The sequence below is a fragment of the Stutzerimonas azotifigens genome (assembly GCF_013522725.1).
GTDB classification, from domain to species: Bacteria; Pseudomonadota; Gammaproteobacteria; order Pseudomonadales; family Pseudomonadaceae; genus Stutzerimonas; species Stutzerimonas azotifigens_A.
The window spans coordinates 127,888-149,544 of the sequence record NZ_JAAMRF010000006.1 but is presented as its reverse complement, the minus strand read 5'-3'; the positions used below and the strand labels follow the sequence as shown (position 1 = coordinate 149,544).

21 protein-coding genes are annotated in these 21,657 nt (G+C 64.7%); 14 read left to right on the top strand and 7 right to left on the bottom strand.

Annotated features, from left to right (window positions below):
• The first annotated feature begins 8 nt into the window (after window positions 1–8).
• The 6 genes from adk (at window position 9) to G7026_RS13090 (ending at window position 4,480) form a co-directional block, all read left to right on the top strand.
• On the top strand, window positions 9–656 hold the full coding sequence (gene adk / locus G7026_RS13115) for an adenylate kinase (protein WP_181071361.1): 648 nt from the start codon (window positions 9–11) through the stop codon (window positions 654–656).
• Between the two features lie 188 nt (window positions 657–844).
• Window positions 845–1,522, top strand: a complete 678-nt coding sequence (tsaB, locus tag G7026_RS13110) for a tRNA (adenosine(37)-N6)-threonylcarbamoyltransferase complex dimerization subunit type 1 TsaB (protein ID WP_181071360.1) — start codon at window positions 845–847, stop codon at window positions 1,520–1,522.
• A 90-nt stretch (window positions 1,523–1,612) separates the two neighbouring features.
• Window positions 1,613–1,981, top strand: coding sequence for a hypothetical protein (locus tag G7026_RS13105; protein WP_181071518.1), 369 nt, complete (start codon window positions 1,613–1,615; stop codon window positions 1,979–1,981).
• Window positions 1,982–1,997: 16 nt separating this feature from the next.
• A complete protein-coding gene (locus tag G7026_RS13100; RefSeq protein WP_181071517.1) occupies window positions 1,998–2,891 on the top strand; it encodes a DUF72 domain-containing protein in 894 nt (297 codons plus the stop codon).
• Window positions 2,892–2,954: 63 nt separating this feature from the next.
• A complete protein-coding gene (locus G7026_RS13095; RefSeq protein WP_181071359.1) occupies window positions 2,955–3,647 on the top strand; it encodes an extensin-like domain-containing protein in 693 nt (230 codons plus the stop codon).
• Window positions 3,648–3,709: 62 nt separating this feature from the next.
• Window positions 3,710–4,480 carry a class I SAM-dependent methyltransferase gene (locus G7026_RS13090; protein ID WP_181071358.1) on the top strand — a complete coding sequence of 257 codons (771 nt, stop codon included), beginning with the start codon at window positions 3,710–3,712 and terminating at the stop codon, window positions 4,478–4,480.
• A gap of 3 nt (window positions 4,481–4,483) precedes the next feature.
• On the opposite strand, the gene G7026_RS13085 is transcribed toward G7026_RS13090, so the two are convergent.
• Window positions 4,484–5,113, bottom strand: a complete 630-nt coding sequence (locus G7026_RS13085; protein ID WP_181071357.1) for a TetR/AcrR family transcriptional regulator — start codon at window positions 5,111–5,113, stop codon at window positions 4,484–4,486.
• Between the two features lie 95 nt (window positions 5,114–5,208).
• On the opposite strand from G7026_RS13085, the gene G7026_RS13080 reads away from it, so the two are divergent.
• Window positions 5,209–6,309 carry an efflux RND transporter periplasmic adaptor subunit gene (locus G7026_RS13080; RefSeq protein WP_181071356.1) on the top strand — a complete coding sequence of 367 codons (1,101 nt, stop codon included), beginning with the start codon at window positions 5,209–5,211 and terminating at the stop codon, window positions 6,307–6,309.
• Between the two features lie 5 nt (window positions 6,310–6,314).
• Window positions 6,315–9,398: an efflux RND transporter permease subunit gene (locus G7026_RS13075; RefSeq protein WP_181071355.1), complete on the top strand. Its 3,084-nt coding sequence runs from the start codon at window positions 6,315–6,317 to the stop codon at window positions 9,396–9,398.
• 118 nt (window positions 9,399–9,516) lie between these two features.
• Here G7026_RS13075 and G7026_RS13070 read toward each other — a convergent pair whose 3' ends face one another.
• The 3 genes from G7026_RS13070 to G7026_RS13060 form a co-directional block, all read right to left on the bottom strand.
• Window positions 9,517–10,194: a DUF4197 domain-containing protein gene (locus G7026_RS13070; protein ID WP_181071354.1), complete on the bottom strand. Its 678-nt coding sequence runs from the start codon at window positions 10,192–10,194 to the stop codon at window positions 9,517–9,519.
• Between the two features lie 35 nt (window positions 10,195–10,229).
• Window positions 10,230–12,716: a glycerol-3-phosphate 1-O-acyltransferase PlsB gene (gene plsB, locus G7026_RS13065; RefSeq protein ID WP_181071353.1), complete on the bottom strand. Its 2,487-nt coding sequence runs from the start codon at window positions 12,714–12,716 to the stop codon at window positions 10,230–10,232.
• Window positions 12,717–12,812: 96 nt separating this feature from the next.
• Complete coding sequence (locus G7026_RS13060; RefSeq protein ID WP_181071352.1) at window positions 12,813–13,502, bottom strand: GntR family transcriptional regulator; 690 nt, start codon at window positions 13,500–13,502, stop codon at window positions 12,813–12,815.
• 308 nt (window positions 13,503–13,810) lie between these two features.
• Here G7026_RS13060 and G7026_RS13055 point away from each other — a divergent pair, with 308 nt between their 5' ends.
• From G7026_RS13055 to G7026_RS13030, 6 genes are all read left to right on the top strand, one after another.
• Window positions 13,811–14,947, top strand: a complete 1,137-nt coding sequence (locus tag G7026_RS13055; RefSeq protein ID WP_181071351.1) for an ABC transporter ATP-binding protein — start codon at window positions 13,811–13,813, stop codon at window positions 14,945–14,947.
• Window positions 14,944–16,278 (top strand): ABC transporter substrate-binding protein, encoded by a 1,335-nt coding sequence (locus tag G7026_RS13050; protein ID WP_181071350.1) that lies wholly within the window; start codon window positions 14,944–14,946, stop codon window positions 16,276–16,278. The genes G7026_RS13055 and G7026_RS13050 overlap by 4 nt, the downstream gene beginning before the upstream one ends.
• Before the next feature lie 66 nt (window positions 16,279–16,344).
• A complete protein-coding gene (locus tag G7026_RS13045) occupies window positions 16,345–17,199 on the top strand; it encodes an ABC transporter permease (RefSeq protein ID WP_181071349.1) in 855 nt (284 codons plus the stop codon).
• A 2-nt stretch (window positions 17,200–17,201) separates the two neighbouring features.
• Window positions 17,202–18,020 carry an ABC transporter permease gene (locus G7026_RS13040; RefSeq protein ID WP_181071348.1) on the top strand — a complete coding sequence of 273 codons (819 nt, stop codon included), beginning with the start codon at window positions 17,202–17,204 and terminating at the stop codon, window positions 18,018–18,020.
• Window positions 18,017–18,718, top strand: coding sequence for an aspartate/glutamate racemase family protein (locus G7026_RS13035; protein ID WP_181071347.1), 702 nt, complete (start codon window positions 18,017–18,019; stop codon window positions 18,716–18,718). Before G7026_RS13040 ends, G7026_RS13035 begins: the two co-directional genes overlap by 4 nt.
• 253 nt (window positions 18,719–18,971) lie before the next feature.
• Window positions 18,972–19,181, top strand: a complete 210-nt coding sequence (locus G7026_RS13030) for a cold-shock protein (RefSeq protein WP_138410031.1) — start codon at window positions 18,972–18,974, stop codon at window positions 19,179–19,181.
• Window positions 19,182–19,292: 111 nt separating this feature from the next.
• On the opposite strand, the gene G7026_RS13025 is transcribed toward G7026_RS13030, so the two are convergent.
• From G7026_RS13025 to dapE, 3 genes are read right to left on the bottom strand one after another with little or no spacing between them, the layout of a single operon-like run.
• A complete protein-coding gene (locus G7026_RS13025; protein WP_181071346.1) occupies window positions 19,293–19,664 on the bottom strand; it encodes a hypothetical protein in 372 nt (123 codons plus the stop codon).
• Between the two features lie 28 nt (window positions 19,665–19,692).
• Window positions 19,693–20,496: a putative RNA methyltransferase gene (locus tag G7026_RS13020; RefSeq protein WP_181071345.1), complete on the bottom strand. Its 804-nt coding sequence runs from the start codon at window positions 20,494–20,496 to the stop codon at window positions 19,693–19,695.
• On the bottom strand, window positions 20,490–21,638 hold the full coding sequence (dapE, locus tag G7026_RS13015) for a succinyl-diaminopimelate desuccinylase (RefSeq protein ID WP_181071344.1): 1,149 nt from the start codon (window positions 21,636–21,638) through the stop codon (window positions 20,490–20,492). Before dapE ends, G7026_RS13020 begins: the two co-directional genes overlap by 7 nt.
• Window positions 21,639–21,657 lie beyond the last annotated feature (19 nt).

The window sequence follows — 21,657 nt, the reverse complement described above, 5'->3', positions numbered from 1 at the left end:
GCACATCGATGCGCGTGATTCTGCTGGGAGCGCCCGGTGCCGGCAAAGGTACCCAGGCACGCTTCATCACCGAGAAATTCGGCATCCCGCAAATCTCCACCGGCGACATGCTGCGCGCAGCAGTCAAGGCGCAGTCGCCCCTGGGCCTGCAGGTCAAGGACGTGATGGACAGCGGCGGCCTGGTTTCCGATGACATCATCATTGCGCTGATCAAGGAGCGCCTGACTCAGCCCGACTGCGCCAATGGCTTTCTGTTCGACGGCTTTCCCCGCACCATTCCTCAGGCCGAAGCGCTCAAGCAGGCCGGCGTGAAGCTCGACCACGTGTTGGAGATCGCGGTGGACGACGAAGAGATCGTCAGCCGCATCGCTGGTCGCCAGGTGCATGCCGCGTCGGGGCGTGTCTATCACACCCTGCACAACCCGCCGAAAGTCGCCGGCAAGGACGACGTCACCGGGGAAGACCTGTTGCAGCGTCCGGACGACAAGGAAGAGACCGTGCGTCACCGTCTCTCGGTCTATCACTCCCAGACCAAGCCGCTCGTTGCCTTCTATCAGAACCTGGCTGCCAGCGAAGGTACGCCCAAGTACAGCTGCGTCGAAGGTATCGGTTCGGTGGAGCAGATCACTGCCAAGGTGCTCGCCGCCCTGAGCTGATCGATCCGAGCGCTAGAAAACGGCCCGCTTGCGGGCCGTTTTCGTTTCAGCGTCGCACAGACGCCGGCAGGGGCAGGGCAGACATCACACTGGCCTCTGCGCTAGCCGCCGCGCTGGCCGCCGCACTGGAAAAACCGGCGGCAAACCGCTTTAATGCCCGCCCCCTTCGCTATCCCGTCCGACTTACCATGACCACGTTGCTGGCACTCGACACCGCCACCGAAGCCTGCTCCGTCGCGCTGCTGCACGACGGTAAGGTCTTGAGCCATTACGAGGTGATTCCGCGCCTGCACGCGCAGCGCCTGTTGCCTATGATCCAACAACTGCTCGGCGAAGCAGGCGTGGCGATGTCGGCGCTCGACGCGATCGCTTTTGGGCGAGGGCCAGGCGCTTTCACCGGGGTGCGCATCGCCATTGGGGTGGTCCAAGGTCTTGCCTTTGGATTGCAGCGGCCAGTATTGCCGGTATCCAACCTCGCCGTACTTGCCCAGCGCGCCTATCGCGAGCAGGGTGCGCGCCAGGTCGCAGCGGCGATCGATGCGCGTATGGATGAGGTGTACTGGGGTTGCTATCGCGAGGAAGAAGGGGAGATGCGCCTGGCTGGTGTCGAAGCCGTGCTGCCGCCAGAGCAGGTAGCCTTGCCCCGTGGCGCGGAAGGCGACTGGTTCGGCGCCGGTACCGGTTGGGGTTACGCTGACCGCCTGGCGGTCACGGTGGTTGGCCAGGACGCGACGCTACTGCCGCATGCCGAAGATCTGCTGGCCTTGGCGAGCTTCGCCTGGCGGCGGGACGAAGCCGTCGATGCGGAATTGGCGCAGCCGATTTATTTGCGTGACAACGTGGCGACGCCGAAAAAAAGTATTTGATCGGCTGGCCCTTGACGCCAGAGAACCATTGGCGATCATTGGGCGCAGCGTGCGGTCCAATCCTACGACTTCGCTCTTACAGGCTGAATGATGCGCATCGATGGTTCGTCCTCTTCCTATCCGCTTGACCGCCCCGTTCGCCCGGGCGGCGCCGTCACGCCGTACCGGGAAAGCCAGCGCCACGCCGAACTGCAGCGCGAGCAATTACCCGCCAACTCGGCCAGTCAGGGGCTGGAGCGCATTGCGCAGCCGCGACAAGTCAATGCCGCGACCGATGGCGCCACTGTCGACAGCGATTACTTCCCGGCGCGTCTGGCGCAGCCCCATTTCGATCCGGGCGATTCTGATCGGCCCTTGAGCAGTAGGGCAGCTCAGGCGCTGGCCAGTTACAGCAGCACCGCCAGTCTGAGCACCGACCTCGACGCCAACGAGGTGCTGGGTCTGGATCTCTACGCATGATGCAGGCGATCCGGCACTGGTGAGCTTGCCGTATTACCTTGGATGTCCCTCCTGGAGCGAGGCCGCCTGGCGCGGCGCCCTGTATCCGCCTTCGCTCAGCTCGACCCACTATCTGCGCCATTACTGCTCGGTATTCAACACGGTCGAGGGCAACACCACGCTCTATGCCTGGCCTTCTCCGGAGTCCGTGCAGCGTTGGGCCGAGCAGATGCCCGAAGCGTTTCGTTTCTGCGCCAAATTTCCCCGTGAGATCAGCCAGTCAGCGGACCTCCGCGATGCGCTCGAAGCTGTCGATCGCTTTCTGTCGCTGCTCGCGCCGCTGGGCCGCCGCGTGATGCCGCTCTGGCTGCAGCTGCCGGCGAGTTTCGGGCCTGCGCGTCTGGATGAGTTGATCGCGGTGCTGGCGCATCTCGACCGCCCGGTGGCGGTGGAAGTGCGTCATCGGGCTTTTTTCGCGCGGGGCGAGGAGGAGCGTCGACTGAATCGTGTGCTTCTCGAGCGAGGCGTCGAGCGCATCTGTCTGGATACCCGAGCTCTGTTCAGCTGCCTGACGCGGACGCCCGATGTGCTGCATGCACAGGCCAAGAAGCCGCGTTTGCCTCCACGGCCAACGGCCTTCAGCGAGTCGCCGCAAGTGCGCTTCGTCGGCCATCCGCTGCTCGAAGCCAACGATGCGTACCTTGCGCCCTGGCTGGAGAAGGTCGCCGGGTGGATCGAGGCAGGGAAAACGCCCCACGTTTACCTGCATACGCCGGACAACCGCCTCGCGCCGGATCTGGCTCAGCGCTTTCATCGCCTTCTGAGTGAACGGCTCTCTGGTTTACCGGACCTGGCAGCCGCGCCGCTGCAGAGCAGCGCGCAGCTGTCCCTGCTCGGCGAAGACGCTGAACCCGCTGCGCAAGACTGGTAACGTTTTGCCGGCAGGTCCCGAGCCAGCCATGCAACCCTGCGCGCGCCTCGTTGCCGAACTGGCATGACCTTTGGACGTTTCCTTCTGCTGATACTGCTGGCCGGGGCGGGCTTCGCCTTCGCGGTGTGGCGCGAATACGTAGATATTCCGCCGCGCTGGAATCCCTGGGCGCCGCTGAACGTGCGCGAGGCGCCCAATGTGCTGACGCCGTTCAAGCTGCGCCGTCTGCAACAGGACCGCAGCCTGTGCGAGCAGGCGCTCGGCAGCTCGACCCTGCGTTACGTGGCGGTGCCCGACAGCACGCCGGAACCCGGCTGCCCTGTGGAGAACAGTGTGCGGGTGCAGGGCTCGGAGGTGCGCTTCAACGGCCCGTTCCTGGCGACCTGCCCGCTGGCGGCCGCCTATGCGATGTTCGAGCTCCACGGGTTGCAGCCGGCGGCGCAGGAGATCTTCGGCCAGCCGGTAACGCGCATTGACCACTTCGGCAGCTTCGCCTGCCGCAACATCGCCCGCAGCAATCGGCGCAGCCAGCACGCCAGCGCCAATGCGCTGGATCTGGCGGGTTTTCACCTGAAGGATGGCACCCGCATCACCGTCGCGCGGGACTGGAAGGGTGACGACGACAAGGCGCGCTTCCTGCGTCGGGTGCGGGATGCGGCATGCAAATCCTTTAACGTCACGCTCGGGCCGGAATACAACGCGGCCCACCATGACCATTTCCATGTCGACATGGGTGGCTTTGGCGTCTGCCGCTGAAGATGACGCCCAGGCTCTGGCACAATGGTGCGCTTCCGTCTGCCCAATGCATGAGCCCGCCGATGTCCGTCATCCCTCCTAAGGTTCGCGTCGAACCGCTCGAACCCGCTTTCGCCGAGCAGGCCAGCCACTGGGCGCAGAGGCTCGATCTGCCGCTGGAAGGCGAGGCGCAGTTCGCCCTGCAGGTCGGTCATGCCGGGTTGCAGCTGCAGGAGCTGGGGTCCGATACGCCGGGGCCGGTGCGGGTGGACTTCGTCGAGGGTGCCGCGGCGCATCGGCGGCAGTTCGGCGGCGGCAGCGGCCAGATGATCGCCAAGGCGGTCGGCATCCAGCCCGGGGTGCGCCCCCGGGTGCTCGATGCCACCGCCGGGCTGGGGCGGGACGCCTTCGTGTTGGCCACGCTGGGCTGCGAGGTTAGCCTGTTCGAGCGTCAGCCGCTGGTGGCGGCACTGTTGGAGGACGGGCTGGCGCGTGCGACAGCCGATGCCGAGGTCGCCGCCATTGCCGCGCGGATGCACCTGCAGCAGGGCAACGCCATGGAACTCATGTCCCGCTGGGACGGCGAGCCACCCCAGGTCATCTACCTCGATCCGATGTTTCCGCACCGCGACAAGAGCGCCTTGGTGAAGAAGGAGATGCGCCTGTTTCGCCCCTTCGTTGGTGACGACAACGATGCGCCTGACTTGCTGGCCGCTGCGCTGGCGTTGGCCAGCCATCGGGTGGTCGTCAAGCGCCCACGCAAGGCCCCCGCGGTGGAGGGTGTGGCACCCGGCTACAGCCTGGACGGCAAATCCAGCCGCTATGACATCTATCCGAAGAAAAAGCTGGGCTGACGTTCAGCGCCGGTAGGCGCGCATGAAAACGTCCACCACGTCGGCCACATGAGCCTCCATCGCCGCCTGGTCGAGCGGGTCGGCGTAGCCGATCAGCAGATGGAAGTGGTGCGTTCCCTTGATCATCGCGCAGAAATGGTCGGCAGGCGGGGCGCCATCATCGAAATCCAGCAGACCCTGAGCACGCGCGCGTTCGAGCAGAGCCTGCAGCTCATCGAGGACCTGCCGGGGGCCTGCCTCGAAGAACATGCGTGAGAGGCTCGGGTTCTGCTTTCCCATCGAGGCCATTACCCGGTGCAGGCCGATCGACTCGGGGCTATTTACCAGGCGCCAGAAGGCTTGGCCGAGGCGTCGCAGTACCGCATCCAACGGCATGCCCTCGGGCAGCTCGAACAGCTGACGGGGCAGTTGAGCTTCGCAGGTCACCGCGACGGCTGCGCAGAACAGCGCTTCCTTGTCCTTGAAGTGGCTGTACAGGGTCAGCTTGGATACACCTGCCTCGCTGGCGATCGCCTCCATGCTGCTGCTTTCGTAGCCCTTGGCGAGAAACAACACGCGTGCGGCCTCGAGAATGGCTGCCCGTTTGGCAGGATCTTTCGGGCGTCCGGGGCCTGGGGAAAGGTTATTGCTCATCACGGCCTTTTTAATACTGGACTGGGCGGTTCGGTATTTTTAGTATGCCTGCCAGTATAAGTATCCCGTGCGCGCCCGCGCCAAGAGGAATCTCCATGTTCCGCCATGCCCTGCCTGTCGTGTATTCCCTTGGTTGCGCGTTTCTGCTCGTTGCATGTGGCAACGGTGAGCCGCCCGAACAACCGGTTCGCCCCGTGATGGTGGTCCAGCCGCAGCCGGCCAGCGAGGCGCTGCAAAGCTATCCAGGCGAAGTGCGTGCACGCTACGAGCCGGAGCTGGCCTTCCGCATTGCCGGCAAGGTGGTGGAGCGGCTGGTCGAGGTGGGCCAGCGGGTCAGCAAGGATCAGCCCCTTGCACGCCTCGATCCCCAGGATGTGCGCCTGCAGCTCGAAGGGATACGGGCACAGGTGGCGGCGGCCGAAGCCAACCAGCGAGTCGTCAAGGCCGAGCTGGATCGCTACAAGACCCTGCTTGACCGCCAGCTGGTCAGCCGTTCCCAATACGACAATGCCGAAAACCTCTATCGCTCGGCCGTGGCGCGCCTGCAGCAGGCCCGCGCCGAGTTCGACGTGGCCAACAATCAGGTCGACTACGCGGTGCTGCGCGCAACCCGCGATGGCGTGATCGCCCAGCGCCGGGTCGAGGTCGGGCAGGTGGTGGCGGCCGGACAGACAGTCTTTCTGCTCGCCGCCGACGGCGAGCGCGAGGTCGCCATCAACCTGCCGGAGCAGTCGGTGGAACGCTACCGAATCGGCCAGGAGGTGGAGGTGGAGCTCTGGTCGCAGCCGGGCAAGCGATACGCCGGAACCATTCGCGAACTCTCGCCTGCGGCCGAGCAGCAGTCGCGGACCTATTCGGCGCGGGTAGCCTTCAGCGAAGGCGACGCGCCGGTGGAGCTTGGGCAGAGCGCGCTGGTGTTCATCAGCGCCGAGCAGCGCGCGCCACTGGCGGTGCCGCTGTCGGCCGTGAGCGCCGAGCAGGGTCAACCCTTCGTCTGGCGCGTGCGCGCCGACGCCACGCTCGAGCGCGTACCGGTGCGCACCGGTGCGTTCGGCGAGGAACTGGTGCCGGTCCTCGAAGGGCTGCGCGCCGATGACTGGATCGTCATGGCGGGGGTACAACTGCTGAAGGAAGGGCAGGCCGTGCGACCGGTCGATCGTGACAATCGGGCTGTCTCGTCTATGGCCAAGGAGTAACGGCGATGGGTTTCAATCTCTCGGCCTGGTCGCTGCGCAACCGGCAGCTCGTCGTGTTCGTGATGCTGCTGATCGCGGTGGTCGGTGCGCTGTCCTACAGCAAGCTTGGGCAGAGCGAAGACCCGCCGTTCACCTTCAAGGCCATGGTGATCAGCACCCAGTGGCCCGGCGCGACGGCTGAAGAAGTGTCGCGGCAGATCACCGAGCGCATCGAGAAAAAGCTCATGGAAACCGGCGAGTATGACCGCATCGTCTCCTTCTCCCGACCTGGCGAGTCGACGGTCACCTTCATGGCCAACGACGCCCTGCGCTCCCGGGACATTCCCGACCTGTGGTACCAGATACGCAAGAAGATCGGCGATATCCGCCACACCCTGCCGGCCGGCACCCTTGGGCCGTTCTTCAACGATGAATTCGGCACCACCTTCGGCAATATCTATGCGCTGACCGGCAAGGGTTTCGACTACGCCGTACTCAAGGACTATGCCGATCGACTGCAACTGCAGCTACAGCGCGTCAACTCGGTGGGCAAGGTCGAGCTGGTCGGCCTGCAGGACGAGAAGATCTGGATCGAGCTGTCCAACGTCAAGCTGGCGACCCTCGGCGTGCCGCTGGAGGCGGTTCGCCAGGCGCTGCAGGCGCAGAATTCGGTGGCCGCGGCAGGCTTCGTCGAGACCCTGAGCGACCGGGTGCAACTGCGCGTCACCGGCAGTTTCCAGACCTTGAAGGAGATTCGCGACTTCCCGATCCGCGTCGAGGGGCAGACCTTCCGCATCGGCGACGTGGCGAAGGTTTACCGAGGGTTCAACGACCCGCCGGCGCCGCGCATGCGCTTCATGGGCGAGCCGGCCATCGGCCTGGCGGTGTCGATGAAGAGCGGTGGCGACATCCTGGTGCTCGGCGAGGCGTTGCAGCGCGAATTCGCCCGCCTGCAGCAGGAGCTGCCGGCCGGCATGGAACTGCGCAAGGTTTCCGACCAGCCGGCCGCGGTGAAGACCAGCGTCAGCGAGTTCGTTCGCGTGCTGGTCGAGGCGCTGGTGATCGTGCTGCTGGTGAGCTTCTTTTCGCTCGGCGTACGCACCGGGCTGGTGGTGGCGCTGTCGATCCCGCTGGTGCTGGCGATGACCTTCGTCGCCATGAACTACCTGGACATCGGCCTGCACAAGATTTCCCTCGGCGCGCTGGTACTGGCGCTGGGGCTGCTGGTGGACGACGCGATCATCGCGGTGGAGATGATGGCGATCAAGATGGAGCAGGGCTTCGACCGCCTCCAGGCGGCGAGCTATGCCTGGAGCAGCACGGCCTTCCCGATGCTGACCGGTACGCTGATCACCGCGGCGGGCTTCCTGCCGATCGCCACCGCGCAGTCGAGCACGGGCGAATACACGCGCTCGATCTTCCAGGTAGTGACCATCGCGCTGATCGCCTCCTGGATCGCCGCGGTGGTGTTCGTGCCGTTGCTCGGCGAGCGCCTGTTGCCGGATCTGGCCAAGCTGCATGCGCAAAAGCACGGTGGCAGTGCAGCGGGCAGCGATCCCTATGCGACCCCGTTCTATCAACGTGTCCGCAGGCTGGTGCACTGGTGTGTGCGGCATCGCAAGACGGTCATCGTGCTGACGCTGCTGGCCTTCATCGGCGCGATCGGCCTGTTCCGGCTGGTGCCGCAGCAGTTCTTCCCCGCATCCGGCCGGCTCGAGTTGATGGTGGACCTGAAGCTCGCCGAGGGCGTGTCGCTCAAGGCCACCGAGGCCGAGGTGCTGCGCCTGGAGGAAATGCTCAAGGAGCGCGCGGGTATCGACAACTACGTGGCCTACATCGGTAGCGGCTCGCCGCGCTTCTACCTGCCGTTGGACCAGCAGTTGCCGGCGACCAGCTTTGCCCAGTTCGTGGTGCTGTCCAAGACCATCGAGGATCGCGAAGCGCTGCGCCGTTGGCTGATCGAGCGCCTGCATGAGGATTTCCCGAGCCTGCGTGGGCGGGTTACACGGCTCGAGAACGGTCCGCCGGTGGGCTATCCCATCCAGTTCCGGGTAACCGGTGAACACATCGACGTGGCCCGCGACCTGGCGCGGCAGGTGGCGGCGAAGGTGGCGGAGAATCCAGTGGTATCCAACGTCCATCTGGACTGGCAGGAGCCGAGCAAGGTGGTGCGGCTGAACGTCGATCAGGACCGGGCGCGGGCGCTGGGTGTCAGCACGGCGGAGCTGTCGGGGTTCCTGCAGCGCACCTTCAGCGGTACTTCCGTCAGCCAGTTCCGCGAGGACAACGAACTGATCGAGATACTGCTGCGCGGCACGCCGCGAGAGCGCGAAGAACTGTCGATGCTGCCGAGCCTGGCGATTCCGACCTCCAGCGGGCGTAGCGTGCCGCTGGCGCAGGTGGCGACGCTCGAATACGGCTTCGAGGAAGGGGTCATCTGGCACCGCAACCGTCTGCCGACGGTCACCGTGCGCGCCGATATCTATGGGCAGGAGCAGCCGGCGTCGCTGGTGGCGCAGATCTCGCCGACCCTCGACCCCATCCGGGCGCAGTTGCCCAGCGGCTACCTGCTCGAGGTGGGCGGCACGGTGGAGGACGCGTCCCGGGGGCAGGCGTCGGTGAACGCCGGCATGCCGTTGTTCATCATCGTGGTGCTGAGCCTGCTGATGCTGCAGCTTAAGAGCTTCTCCCGCGCCGCGCTGGTGTTCCTGACCGCGCCTCTGGGGCTGATCGGCGTGGCGCTGTTCCTTCTGCTGTTGCGCCAGCCGTTCGGTTTCGTGGCGATGCTGGGCACCATCGCGTTGTCGGGAATGATCATGCGCAACTCGGTGATCCTGGTGGACCAGATCGAGCAGGACATCGGCGCGGGTCACGACCGCTTCACGGCGATCGTCGATGCGACCGTGCGGCGCTTCCGGCCGATCGTGCTCACTGCGCTCGCGTCGGTGCTGGCGATGATTCCGCTGTCACGCAGCGTGTTCTTCGGCCCGATGGCGGTCGCCATCATGGGCGGGCTGATCGTCGCCACGGCGCTGACGCTGCTGTTCCTGCCGGCGCTCTACGCGACCTGGTTCAGGGTTCGGGAAGGTGAGCAGCCGCAACAGGGCTGATCGGCTATCCGGCCCCGCGGGTAAGGCTATTCGCGGTCACGACCGCTCCCGACGCTGGGACGGCGAAACCATCGGAGCCGTCTCGACCGCGAACGAATGCAGCCAGTAGCCCGCCCGATCAGAGCGCGCCGAAGACCTTCTTGGCGATGCTGGTGGCGGCCGCGGCGGGGTTCTGACGGATGCTCGCTTCCTGCTCGGCGATCACGCTGAACAAGCCGTCGAGGGCCTGCTCGGCGACGTAGCTCTCGATGTTGGTGTGCTTGGCATCGACCGCACCGAAGGTCGCCGCCTTGCCGGCGAGGGCATTGTATTGCTGGGCCAGGCCGACCTGGTCGGTGGCCTGCTTGACGATGGGCAGGAACCTGGCGCGCAGCTGCGCCCGGCTGGATTTGTCGAGGTAACGGGTCGCCGAGTCCTGGCCGCCGGCGAGAATGCCCTTGGCGTCCTGCACGGTCATTTTCTTCACCGCATCGAGCAACAGCGCCTGGGCTTGCGGCACTGCGGCTTCGGCGGCCTTGTTCATGCTCGCTTCGAGCTGCTCGACCTGGGCGCCCATGCCTACCATCTTCATGGCCCGCGAGGCTTTGCCCAGGGTGCCGGGCAGTTCGATGCGCAGCTGTGGGTCGTTGCTGAACCCGCCGGGGCGACCCAGCTGCTGGACGGCGATCTTGGTGCCCTGGTTCAAAGCATCCTTGAGCCCGGCGGCAGCGTCGCCCTGGCTCAGGTCTTTCAGCGACAAGGCCTGGGCGCTGGCAGCCAGCAGCAGGCCGGCGAAAAGCGTGAGGGTGCGCATCATGATGGATGTCCTTTGCAAGGTGGCAGGAGAGCCGGTCATGCCGGTTCGACGGAGTCTTCGTTGCGCTCCAGCGCAACCTGGCGAATCGACAGGCGGATTTCGGCTGGCAGGACCCGCTTCGCCGCACCCTCGGCCAGCTCGCCCAGCAGTGGATGGTAGCTGAGCTTGCCGCCCTCGTTCTGGCGCAGCACGCCTTGCGCCAACAGGCTCTTGATGAAATGGCGGAACAGGCTCTTGTCGAAGAATTCCGGCGCGTTGAGGCCATGGAGGATCGACAGGCGCTGAGCCATCACGGTGCAGAGATTCTCCAGCTCTTCGGCGGTCAGGGTGTACTGGCCGGCATTGAGCAGCAGGGCGATGGCCATGTAGAAGCGCTGCAGCGTCTGCACGATGGTCCGGGCGAGCAGGGTCAGCAATACGAACTGGCGCGAGCTTGGCGCCGGGCGGACATAGACCTCCCCATCCAGCTTGAGCAGCCCCTGCTCGACGAAGGCCTCGAGCCATTGGTCCACCACCGCGTCCAGCTCCTCGATGTCCCAACGGATGAACAGCTCGGCCTGCAGATAGGGATACAGCGCGCGGGTGAACCGCAGGATCTGCTCGCGGCTCATCATCCGTGCGCTGCTCTGGAAGAAGCTCGCCAGCAGCGCCGGAAGCGCGAAGATGTGCATGACGTTGTTGCGGTAGTAGGTCATCAGGACGGCGTTCTGCTCGTCCAGATAAAGAATCTTGCCCAGCGCGTCCTTCTGTTCTGCGAGCAGGTCCATGCTCTGCACGTGGGCGATCAGCGCCAGGCCGTCGCCTTCGGGCAGGGTGACATGGGGCGAGTAGGGCACCGCGCGCAGAAGCGCCTGGTAGAGATCGAGCAGCCGCGCCAGCGCCCGTTCGTCCAGGGCCAGCTTGCTGGTCGACAGCAGCGCTGTGGCCACCAGGTTGACCGGGTTGATCGCGGCAGCCTCGTTGAGGCGTTGCGCCACCCGTTCTGCCAGGCGGTTGGTGGTGTCGGCGAGCCACTCGGGACGGAACTCGGGCGCCAGCTCCTGGCGCCTCCAGCCGGGCTGTTCCTGTTCCAGGAATTCGGCGAGCTTGAGCGGCTCGCCGAAGTTGACATAGACGTGCCCGAAGCGCTGCTTGAGGGCACCGATGACCTTGAAGATGTCGAATATCGACTCCTTCTTCTTCGCCGCGCCGCGCAGCTCGCCGAGGTAGGTGCGCCCTTCGAGCACCCGCTCGTAGCCGATGTAGACCGGCACGAAGAGGATCGGCTGGCGCGAGGAGCGCAGGAAGCTGCGCAGGGTGATCGCCAGCATGCCGGTCTTCGGCTGCAGCATGCGTCCCGTGCGCGAGCGCCCGCCCTCGACGAAATACTCCACCGGGAAGCCGCGGCTGAAGAGGGTGTGCAGGTATTCGTTGAACACCGCGGTGTACAGCGGGTTGCCCTTGAACGTGCGGCGCATGAAGAAAGCCCCGCCGCGGCGTAGCAGGCCGCCAATCACCGGCATGTTGAGGTTGATCCCGGCAGCGATGTGCGGCGGCGTCAGGCCGTTGCGGAACAGCAGGTAGGAGAGCAGCAGGTAATCGATGTGGCTGCGGTGGCACGGCACGTAGATCACCTCATGGCCATGGACCGCTTCCTGCACCTGCTCCAGGTGGTTGACCTTGATGCCGTCGTAGATTTTGTTCCAGAACCAGGACAGCAGGACTTCGAGAAAACGCACCGCGGTGTAGGCAAAGTCCGAGGCGATCTCGTTGCCGTAGCGCAGCGCCTGAGCCTCGGCCTTCTCGACGGAAATCTTTTCGCGTTCGGCCTCGTCGCGAATGGCCTGGCGCACGTGCGGCGCATGTACCAACCCCTTGACCAGGTTGCGGCGGTGGGACAGGTCCGGGCCGATCACGGCGGTTTTCTGGTTGCGGAAATGCACCCGCAGGATGCGGTGGACCATGCGTAGCGTGCGCTCCTGGCCCTTGTTCATCGCCACCAGTTCGCTGAGCTGGATCGGCGAGGAAAATTGCACGCGAGTCTTGCGCCCCAGGATCAGGATGCTCACCAGGCGCCGCAGGCGACCGGTCACCGCCCAGCTGTCGGCGAACAACAGCTTCCACGGGCTGGTCTCGCGGTCTGGCGACTGGCCCCAGAAGACGCTGACCGGCACGATCTGGGCGTTGTCCACGGCGTTGTGGTCCAGTGCGTCGACCAGCCGTACCAGGGTCGGCGAGGCGACGAAACGGTTCGGCCGGCCGAACCAGCTCGCCGCCGGCATGAGAAAGAAGAATGCCGCTGGCTCCACGTGATCCCCGACGGCTACCGGCACCACCGGCCGGGGCAGGCCGGCCTTCATGCACTCCACATCCAGCACGGCCAGGTCACTCAGCGAATCCTTCTGCAGGACATAGAGCACCGGTTTGCTACGGTCGAGCTTGAGGGTGAAGGCCGACTGGTTGATGGCTTCGGAGCGAACCCACAGATAAAGCAGGCGGCGCAGGGCGCCGAACACGAGGCGGTGAAAGGGCGAGCGGGTCATGGATCTTCTGCGAACGTTGGGCCGGGGCGCGGGGGGCGCTAGTGTGACGTATCCGCGAGCGGGCCGCAAAACGCTCCAGAACACCGAGGGTAAGGATCACTTGCGGTGGGCGGCGAACACCTGGAATAGATCGATCTCCGCCTCTTCCGCTGTAGCCAGGCGCAGGCGCTCCTCGATCTTCAGCAAGTGCCTGGCCATGCAGGCGGTGGCCCGCTGCGGATCGCCGCTAAGCAGTGCGTCGGCCAGCTCCTGATGCTCGTTGTGGGAGCACTGGACGCCGGTCTGGTTCTCGTAGAGCGCGATGATCAGCGAGCTGCGCGCGATCAACCCGTCGAGGATGTCGCCCAGCGTACCGTTACCGGCGATGCGCGCGAGCAGCCGATGGAAATCCCCGGACAGACGAATGAAGGCGGGCTTGTCGCTGTCGTGCCCCAGCGCCAGCTCTTCGGCCAGATGTTCGCGGATTGCCTTGCGGTCGGCTGGTCGCATGCGTCGTACCGCTTCCTCGACGATCGCCTGCTCGATGACGCGGCGCGCGGCGAAGACTTCACGCGCCTGCTCCGGTGTCGGTTCCTCGACAAAAGCGCCACGGTTCATTTCCAGGCGGACCAGTTTGCGGTGAGCCAGATCGCGTAGCGCGCTGCGGATGTGATTGCGGTTGGCCCCGAATACCTCCACCAAATTCAGCTCGGTGAGCCGGGTGCCCGGGGGCAGCCTTTGCTCGACGATGGCGTCGTAGATAGCGGTGAAGATGCGCTGAACCTCGCGGGCGACGACGCTGGCCATAGAACTACTCACTCGTGGCTTGCCGAGCATCGGCCCGGACGATAGACAGCCTCGATTCTAATTGTTAACAATTTATGCGCAAGGGGTTGGAGGCTTGTTAAAGGCGGTGCACGGCTTCTGGTGCTGCACTGCGATGGTGCGATTCTCCGCCAGAAGACCAGATAAGGCAGGGTTATCAGGTTTTCGTCCGATCACTAAAACCTGTCGTCTTTCAGCCGTTTGCGCACGCGCAGCCTGAAGCGTCGCAGTCGATGGCATAGCTGTTGCTAACTTAAAAAACAAAATTGTTAGCAATGCGGGCGATGGTGATGTCAGGCAAAGGACGGGTCGAACTGGTCGCGGTGCATAAATCCTACGATGCGCGTAGCGCCGTCAGCGATATCAATCTGGTCATTCCCAGCGGTAGCTACTGCTGTCTGCTCGGCCCAAGCGGCTGTGGCAAGAGCACCACGTTACGAATGCTCGCCGGCCATGAGCAGGTCAGCGATGGCGACATCCTGATGGACAACCGCAACGTCACCGACTTTTCGCCAACCCAGCGCGGCACCGCGATGATGTTCCAGAACTATGCGCTGTTCCCGCACATGAGCTGCCTGGACAACGTCGCCTTCGGCCTGCGCATCGCCGGCATGAGCAAGGCCGATCGCCATGCCCGGGCCCGGGAGCTGCTGACGCTGGTGAACATGCAGGACTTCGCCGAAAGTTACCCCGACCAGCTTTCCGGAGGACAGCAGCAGCGCGTGGCGCTGGCGCGCGCGCTGATCACCCAGCCGGACGTGGTGCTGCTCGACGAGCCGCTTTCGGCGCTCGATCCTTTTCTGCGGATTCGCATGCGCAAGGAACTCAAGGCGATCCAGAAGAAGCTCGACCTGACCTTCATTCATGTCACCCACTCTCAGGAAGAGGCCTTCGCCCTCGCGGACTTGGCCGTGGTGATGGATGGCGGGCGGATCCAGCAGGTCGGCTCGCCACGGGCGCTGTTCGAGACGCCAAGCACCCCCTTCGTCGCTCAATTCATCGGCGGCCATGCGCTGATGCAGGGCAGCCTTGGCAGCCGCTCTGCGCCGGGCACCGAGTTGATCATCGAAGGTGCCCCTCGCGGGCTCCTGGGCGACACCCAGCTCGGCCCTTTCCGCGAGGCTGCGGCTGGAACGCCGGTTTCCTTTTCGGTGCGTAGCGATCACCTGGACATCCTGCCGGCGACGACCGCACCGGCACCGGGGCGCTTCCTGTTGCCGGTGCGCGTCACCGACGTCGAGTTCCAGGGCGCCTTCATCTACGTCGAGTGCGAGAGTGCCGGTTCGGTGCCATTGCTGGTTTACCTGCCCGACCGCTCGCAGCAGGTTCCGGAGGTCGGCAGCGAGGTCTGCCTCGGCTGGAGCTGCGCCCACATCAATCTGTTTTCCCCACAGCATGCCAACCCGACCACGGAGGTCCAGCCATGAAAGAGCACGACGACAGCACGCCTGAGCAGAACACCGCAATCACCGCCCCGGTGGCCGAAAAGGGATTGTCCAGGCGTAGCCTGATCAAGGGGCTGGGCGCCGCGTCGGCGGTTGCGGTCGGGTCCGGAGCGATCACCGGATTTCCGATGATCTGGGCGCAGAACATCAAGAACGTCACGCTGCGCCAGTTCGGTACCGGCGTGTCCAACCTCAACGACATCGCGCGCAAGGCCAAGGAAGACCTGGGCATCACGCTGCAGCTCACGGCGCTGGACTCCGATGCGGTGGCGCAACGCGCGGTGACTCAGCCCAAATCCTACGACATCGCCGACATCGAGTACTGGATCGGCAAGAAGGTCTTCCCGTCGGGCGTGATGCAGGCGATGGATACGACGCGTCTGAAGAACTTCGACAAGATCTCGCCACTGTTCATCAACGGCAAGCTGACAGCCGACTCGACCATTGCCCAGGGGACCGCGCCCCATACGGTCGGCTTCGTCGAAAGCGCCGATTCGGTGAAGTTCGCCAGCGAGCCGACACGCTGGATGACGCTGGTGCCGACCATCTACAACGCCGACACGCTAGGCATCCGTCCGGATCTGGTGGGCCGGCCGATCACCAACTGGCGCGACATCATGGACCCGGCCTTCAAGGGCAAGACCTCGATCCTCAATATCCCGTCGATCGGCATCATGGACGCGGCGATGATCTGCGAGTCGATGGGGGAGGTGAGCTACGGCGACAAGGGCAACATGACCAAGGAGGAGATCGACAAGACCATCGCGATTCTCATGCAGGCCAAGAAGGACGGCCAGTTCCGCGCTTTCTGGAAGAGCTTCGACGAGTCGGTGAACCTGATGGCATCCGGCGAAGTGGTGATCCAGTCGATGTGGTCGCCAGCGGTGGCCGCAGTGCGCAGCCGTGGCGTGGAGTGCCGTTACCAGCCACTGGAAGAGGGCTATCGTGCCTGGGGCGGCGGCATTGGCCTGGCCAAGCACCTGTCGGGCCTGGAGCTCGACGCGGCGTACGAATATATCGACTGGTACCTCTCCGGCTGGGTCGGCGCCTACCTCAACCGCCAGGGCTACTACAGCGCCGCACCGGAGACCTCGCGGCAGTTCATGAGCGAGGACGAGTGGGGCTACTGGATGGAAGGCAAGGCGGCCCAAGGCGACATTCTCAGCCCGCAAGGGGAAGTCATGGAGAAGGCCGGTGCGGTGCGTGACGGCGGCTCCTACGAGCAGCGCATGGGCAGCGTGGCCTGCTGGAACTCGGTGATGGACGAGAACCGCCACATGATCCGCAAGTGGAACGAGTTCATCGTCTCCTGAGCACCCAAGCGCAGTGGTCCGCCTTCGCTTCGGCGCGGGCGGGCCGGCGCCAACATGGAAACCCGCATGCGTACCGCACTCGCCAACATCAGTCACCTGCAGTCGCTGCCGCTGGCGCTGACGCTGCTGGTCTTCCTGGTCTTTCCCATTGCCGTGATCGTCACGGTGAGCTTCTGGGGCTACGACTCCTACCAGCTGCTACCGGCGTTCATTTTCGATAACTACCAGTATCTGCTGTCCTCGTCGGTGACCTGGCAGGCCTACCTCAACACATTCAAGTACGCGGTGATCACCTGGGCGATCACCTTCGTGCTGGGGTTCACCGTCGCCTATTACCTGGCGTTCCACATCCGCAGCACCCGGATGCAGACGCTGCTGTTTCTGCTGTGCACGATTCCGTTCTTCACATCCAACATCATCCGGATGATTTCCTGGATTCCGTTGCTCGGTCGCAATGGCCTGGTCAACTCCAGCCTGCAGAGCGTGGGGCTGATCGACCAGCCCCTGGAGTTTCTGCTCTACAGCGATTTCTCCATCGTGCTGGCCTACGTCCATCTGTACACGCTGTTCATGGTGGTACCGATCTTCAACACCATGATGCGCATCGACCGCCGGCTGATCGAGGCGGCGCGCGACGCCGGCGCCCATACCTGGCAGATCCTGCTGCTGGTGATCGTGCCGCTGTGCAAATCCGGCATCCTGATCGGCAGCATTTTTGTGCTGACCATGGTGATGGGGGATTTCGTCACCGTGCGGATCATGGGCGGCGGGCTTAGGGCTTCGGTCGGTGTACTGATCCACAACGAGATCAGCCTGCTGCAGTATCCGGCCGCCGCTGCGGGTGCCGTGGTGCTGCTGGCCACCGTGCTGCTGATGCTGGTGGCGATGTTCCGTCTGGTCGACATCCGCAAGGAGCTGTAGCCATGAAACGCACCCGCCGCCCGGCCAGTTTCTACTTCCTGAGTGTGGTCTTCGGGCTGTTCCTCCTGTTTCTCTACGGGCCGACGCTGACCATCGGCATCCTCTCGTTCCAAGGGCCGAACGGCGGGCTGACCTTTCCGCTCAACGGCGTGTCGCTGCACTGGTTCGGCAATCTGTTCACCACCCAGCAAGTCGGCGACTTCGGCGGCTCGTTCATGCGCTCGATCCTGCTGGGGCTTGGGGTGATGGTCTGTACGCTGCTGTTCTCGGTGCTGGCCGGCTTCGCTTATCGCCGCCGGTTCGCCGGTAGCCAGTGGCTGTTCTACCTGACCCTGGCCAGCCTGATCATTCCGTCCATTCTGGTCAGCCTCGGCATCGGCCTGATGTTCGATCGTCTGGGCTGGGACCCGAACTGGTACAGCTCGGCCTTCGGCGCGCACCTGACCTGGACGCTGCCGTTCGGGCTGCTGATCATGTTCGCGGTGTTCAATCGCTTCGACCGCGCCTACGAAATGGCCGCCCGCGACCTAGGCGCGAGCCCCTGGCAAACGGTGCGTCTGATCGTCCTTCCGCTGATTGCCCCCAGCCTGTTCGGCGTGGCGCTGTTCGGGCTGACCCTGTCCTATGACGAGTTCGCCCGTACGCTGATGGTCGCTGGCAGCTTCAACACCTTGCCTCTGGAGGTTTTCGGCATGACCACCAACGTCACCACCCCGGTGCTCTACGCGCTGGGCACTCTAACCACGCTGTTTTCCTTCAGCCTCATCGCCCTGGTGTTGCTGGCGATGGCGGTAAGCGCTCGGGCAAGGAAGGGCGCATGAAGATCCAGCTGATCAACCCCAATGCCTCGGCCGGCATGGCGCAGCTGCTGGACAAGGCCGGCCGGCGCGTCAAGGGACCCGATACCGAACTGGAGGTGCTGCATCTGCCGGCTTCGGTGGCCAGCATCGAAGGTGCGGCCGACGGGGTGCAGGCGGCGTTTCATCTGTTGCCGGCCGTGGCCAGGGGACAGGCCGCAGGCGTGGACGGTTTCATCATCGCCTGTTTCGACGATACCGGCCTGGATGCCGCGCGAGAGCTCGCCAGCGGACCGGTAATCGGGATCGGCGAGGCGGCGATGCATGCGGCGAGCATGCTCAGCGTGCGGTATTCGATCCTCACCAGCCTGCCGCGCTCGATCCACATCATCGAACGGAACATGAGCGCCTATGGGCTTGACCGGCGCTGCGCCAGGGTACATGCGGCCGACATACCCGTGCTCGAACTCGAGCGTGACCCGGCGCATTACCAACGACTGCTCGCGCTCGGGCGGGAAATTCTTCAGAACGATCGCAGCGAATGCCTGGTGCTCGGTTGTGCCGGCATGAGTCAATGGGCCAGGCCGTTGCAGGATGCCCTCGGTGCCCCCGTGATCGATGGTGTCCAGGTGGCGCTGAAGTGGGTCGAATCGCTGGTGAGTCTGGGACTGGGGACGAGCAAATTGCTCAGTTATAGGGCGCCGTTGCAAAAGCACCCCTGAAGGCTGCATCAATGCTGTGCGAGTTGCTCGGGACTCGCCGAAGAAGCGCTGGAAGCCTAGTGGCGCAAGGGCTCTGGCGAAATCAAAAAAGTCATTTAAAGCCGTAGCGAGTGCTTTATACTCCCGAAGCGGCTTCCCTGGAATGCGACTCGTACCCGCTCCCTGCTCTTGCAAGGCCGGTCATGGAAGAACGTTCTCGTGAGCCGTCGAAACCCTCCCCGGAGGCTAATAAAAAAGAGTTGGAGAAGTGGTAATGGCTGATCGTGAGATCGGAACCGTCAAGTGGTTCAATGATGCCAAGGGCTATGGGTTCATTCAGCGTGATAGCGGGGCCGATGTGTTCGTGCACTACCGCGCTATCCGTGGCGAGGGTCACCGCTCCCTGGCCGAGGGCCAGAAAGTGGAGTTCTCGGTGATCCAGGGTCAGAAAGGCCTGCAAGCCGAAGACGTTTCCGGCGCCTGAGACCAGAAGGCCCGTCATCGACGGGCCTTTCTTTATATCCGGTTCAGGCTGTGGCAACTGGCGGCGCGGATGGCTGCCGCGTCAGCTGCGCCTCCTCTTTGCATCAGGCGCTCAGCCGGTGCGCCAGACGATTTCCTCTTCGCCACGTTCGCTGACGCTGATCCAGCGGTCGGCGTCTTCCACCGCTTCCTCCTCCTGCCAGCTCCCCGGCGCGCAGCGTATTTCGACACCCAGCGCCTGATAGGCGGCGCGCGCGCAGGCGAGATCGTCCGGCCACGGCGTGGTATCGCTTTCCAGCAGCAGGCAATGCCATTTGCCGGCCGCCTTGGGCAGCCAGGTCACCGGCACGTCGGCTGCATTGCACTTGAAGGTCTGGCCTTTCTGCTGCCACGGCGAGCAGGGCCCGATGGCCTGTTCCAGCCAGGCCGAGACGGCCTGCTGATCAGCGTCCCTGAGGTAGATTTCGATATCCGGTTGACGCATCTGTCTGCCTTGTCTGAAGGGGGCCGGGCTAGTCCCGCTGAATCCAGTCGTAGCGTATCGCAACGCCGACCTCAAGTGGCGCCTCGATCACCGCGGCTCGGCGCTCGGCGCTCGCCCGCCAGCCGTGCGGTGTCATGGCCAGCAGGTCGGCGCGGGCCTGGGTGTCATCCAGGCGCAGGCGATAGCTCAATGTTTCACTATGGGCGAGGTGCATGCCTTCGGGAATCAGCGACAGGTGTTTTTCATCGTCATAATCGCGCACTTCGTCATACAGCCGGGCCCGCAGTTCCCACAGGTGATCACGGGTCGGGCCCATGCGCAGCAGGCCACCGCCACTGGACAGCAGGCGCCGCGCCTCGGTCCAGTCGAGCGGGCTGAATACGCTGGCCAGCAGGTTGCAGCTGGCGTCGGCCAGCGGAATGCGCGCCATGCTTGCGACCAGCCAGTCGAGCTGCGGCGCCCGGCGGCAGGCGCGCTTGACCGCTTCGCGGGAGATGTCCAGCGCATAGCCCTTGGCATGGGGTAGGGCACGGGCCAGCTGTTCGGTGTAGTAGCCTTCGCCACAACCGATGTCCAGCCAGTTGTCCGGCGCGCGGTCGGCAGCGAGTTCGGCTAGCCGCGCGGCGAGCGGTGCATAGTGGCCACCGTCGAGAAAGCGCCGGCGCGCCTCCACCATCGCCTGGTTGTCGCCCGGGTCGCGGCTGTTCTTGTGCTGCACCGGCAACAGGTTGAGGTAGCCCTGGCGCGCCCGGTCGAAGCGATGCCCGGCCGGGCAGGCGACGCCTCGCTCAGCGTCATGCAGCGGTGCCTGGCAGAGCGGGCAGGTCAGCATGCGAGCAGGCGAACCAGCGTCTGGTGATAGACGTCGGTCAGTACGTCCAGGTCGCTGGCAAGGATGCGCTCGTCCACTTGGTGAATGGTGGCGTTGACCGGGCCCAGCTCGACCACCTGGGTTCCCAGCGTGGCGATGAAGCGTCCATCGGAGGTGCCGCCGCTGGTCGATGGAGTCGTTTCACGGCCGGTGACCTCGCGAATGCTGGAGGCCACTGCATCGAGCAACTCGCCCGGTTCGGTGAGAAACGGCAGGCCGGACAGCGCCCAGTCGACGTGCCAGTCCAGACCGTGGCGGTCGAGGATCTCGGCGGTGCGCTGCTGCAACTGCTCGACGGTCGATTCGGTGGAAAAGCGGAAATTGAACACGGCTTCAAGGGTGCCGGGAATCACGTTGGTGGCGCCGGTACCGGAGTTGAGGTTGGAGATCTGGAAGCTCGTTGGCGGAAAGAAGCGGTTGCCGTCGTCCCAGTGTTCGGCGGCAAGCTCGGCCAGCGCCGGTGCCGCCAGATGGATCGGGTTCTTCGCCAGGTGTGGGTAGGCGACGTGGCCCTGCTGACCGCGCACGGTCAGGGTGCCGCCGAGCGAGCCGCGCCGGCCGTTCTTCACCACGTCGCCGAGCAGCGTGGTGCTCGAGGGCTCGCCGACGATGCACCAGTCCAGCCGCTGGCCGCGTTCACGCAGGCGCTCGACCACGGCCTTGGTGCCATGATGGGCCGGGCCTTCCTCGTCGCTGGTGATCAGGAAGGCGATCTGGCCCCGGTGCTGCGGGTATTCGGCGACGAAGCGCTCGACGGCGACCACCATGGCCGCGAGGCTGCCCTTCATGTCGGCGGCGCCACGCCCGCGCAACATGCCCTGTTCGTCGATGCTGGCTTCGAAGGGCTTGTGTTCCCAGGCTGCCTGCGGTCCGGTGGGCACCACGTCGGTATGGCCGGCAAAGCACAGCACCGGCCCTTCGCTGCCGCGGATCGCCCAGAAATTGTCGACGTCCTCGATGCGCATCGGCTCGATGGCGAACCCCGCGTCGGCCAGGCGCTTTCGCATCAGCTCCTGGCAGCCCTCGTCGGCGGGGGTGACGGAGGGGCGACGGATCAGCTCGCAAGCGAGTTCCAAGGTCGGGGAAAGCGGGGCGACGGGCATTGCGACTCCGGATGGCACG

What these genes read in the sequence shown, in the direction of transcription:
- G7026_RS13070 (WP_181071354.1), bottom strand. Translation starts at nt 10,194, where the DNA reads ATGATGCGCACCCTCACGCTTTTCGCCGGCCTGCTGCTGGCTGCCAGC.
- G7026_RS13025 (WP_181071346.1), bottom strand. Translation starts at nt 19,664, where the DNA reads ATGCGTCAACCGGATATCGAAATCTACCTCAGGGACGCTGATCAGCAG.
- G7026_RS13060 (WP_181071352.1), bottom strand. Translation starts at nt 13,502, where the DNA reads ATGGCCAGCGTCGTCGCCCGCGAGGTTCAGCGCATCTTCACCGCTATC.
- adk (WP_181071361.1), top strand. Translation starts at nt 9, where the DNA reads ATGCGCGTGATTCTGCTGGGAGCGCCCGGTGCCGGCAAAGGTACCCAG.
- G7026_RS13030 (WP_138410031.1), top strand. Translation starts at nt 18,972, where the DNA reads ATGGCTGATCGTGAGATCGGAACCGTCAAGTGGTTCAATGATGCCAAG.
- G7026_RS13080 (WP_181071356.1), top strand. Translation starts at nt 5,209, where the DNA reads ATGTTCCGCCATGCCCTGCCTGTCGTGTATTCCCTTGGTTGCGCGTTT.
- tsaB (WP_181071360.1), top strand. Translation starts at nt 845, where the DNA reads ATGACCACGTTGCTGGCACTCGACACCGCCACCGAAGCCTGCTCCGTC.
- G7026_RS13075 (WP_181071355.1), top strand. Translation starts at nt 6,315, where the DNA reads ATGGGTTTCAATCTCTCGGCCTGGTCGCTGCGCAACCGGCAGCTCGTC.
- G7026_RS13095 (WP_181071359.1), top strand. Translation starts at nt 2,955, where the DNA reads ATGACCTTTGGACGTTTCCTTCTGCTGATACTGCTGGCCGGGGCGGGC.
- G7026_RS13035 (WP_181071347.1), top strand. Translation starts at nt 18,017, where the DNA reads ATGAAGATCCAGCTGATCAACCCCAATGCCTCGGCCGGCATGGCGCAG.
- plsB (WP_181071353.1), bottom strand. Translation starts at nt 12,716, where the DNA reads ATGACCCGCTCGCCCTTTCACCGCCTCGTGTTCGGCGCCCTGCGCCGC.
- dapE (WP_181071344.1), bottom strand. Translation starts at nt 21,638, where the DNA reads ATGCCCGTCGCCCCGCTTTCCCCGACCTTGGAACTCGCTTGCGAGCTG.
- G7026_RS13020 (WP_181071345.1), bottom strand. Translation starts at nt 20,496, where the DNA reads ATGCTGACCTGCCCGCTCTGCCAGGCACCGCTGCATGACGCTGAGCGA.
- G7026_RS13055 (WP_181071351.1), top strand. Translation starts at nt 13,811, where the DNA reads ATGTCAGGCAAAGGACGGGTCGAACTGGTCGCGGTGCATAAATCCTAC.
- G7026_RS13085 (WP_181071357.1), bottom strand. Translation starts at nt 5,113, where the DNA reads ATGAGCAATAACCTTTCCCCAGGCCCCGGACGCCCGAAAGATCCTGCC.
- G7026_RS13105 (WP_181071518.1), top strand. Translation starts at nt 1,613, where the DNA reads ATGCGCATCGATGGTTCGTCCTCTTCCTATCCGCTTGACCGCCCCGTT.
- G7026_RS13090 (WP_181071358.1), top strand. Translation starts at nt 3,710, where the DNA reads ATGTCCGTCATCCCTCCTAAGGTTCGCGTCGAACCGCTCGAACCCGCT.
- G7026_RS13045 (WP_181071349.1), top strand. Translation starts at nt 16,345, where the DNA reads ATGCGTACCGCACTCGCCAACATCAGTCACCTGCAGTCGCTGCCGCTG.
- G7026_RS13050 (WP_181071350.1), top strand. Translation starts at nt 14,944, where the DNA reads ATGAAAGAGCACGACGACAGCACGCCTGAGCAGAACACCGCAATCACC.
- G7026_RS13040 (WP_181071348.1), top strand. Translation starts at nt 17,202, where the DNA reads ATGAAACGCACCCGCCGCCCGGCCAGTTTCTACTTCCTGAGTGTGGTC.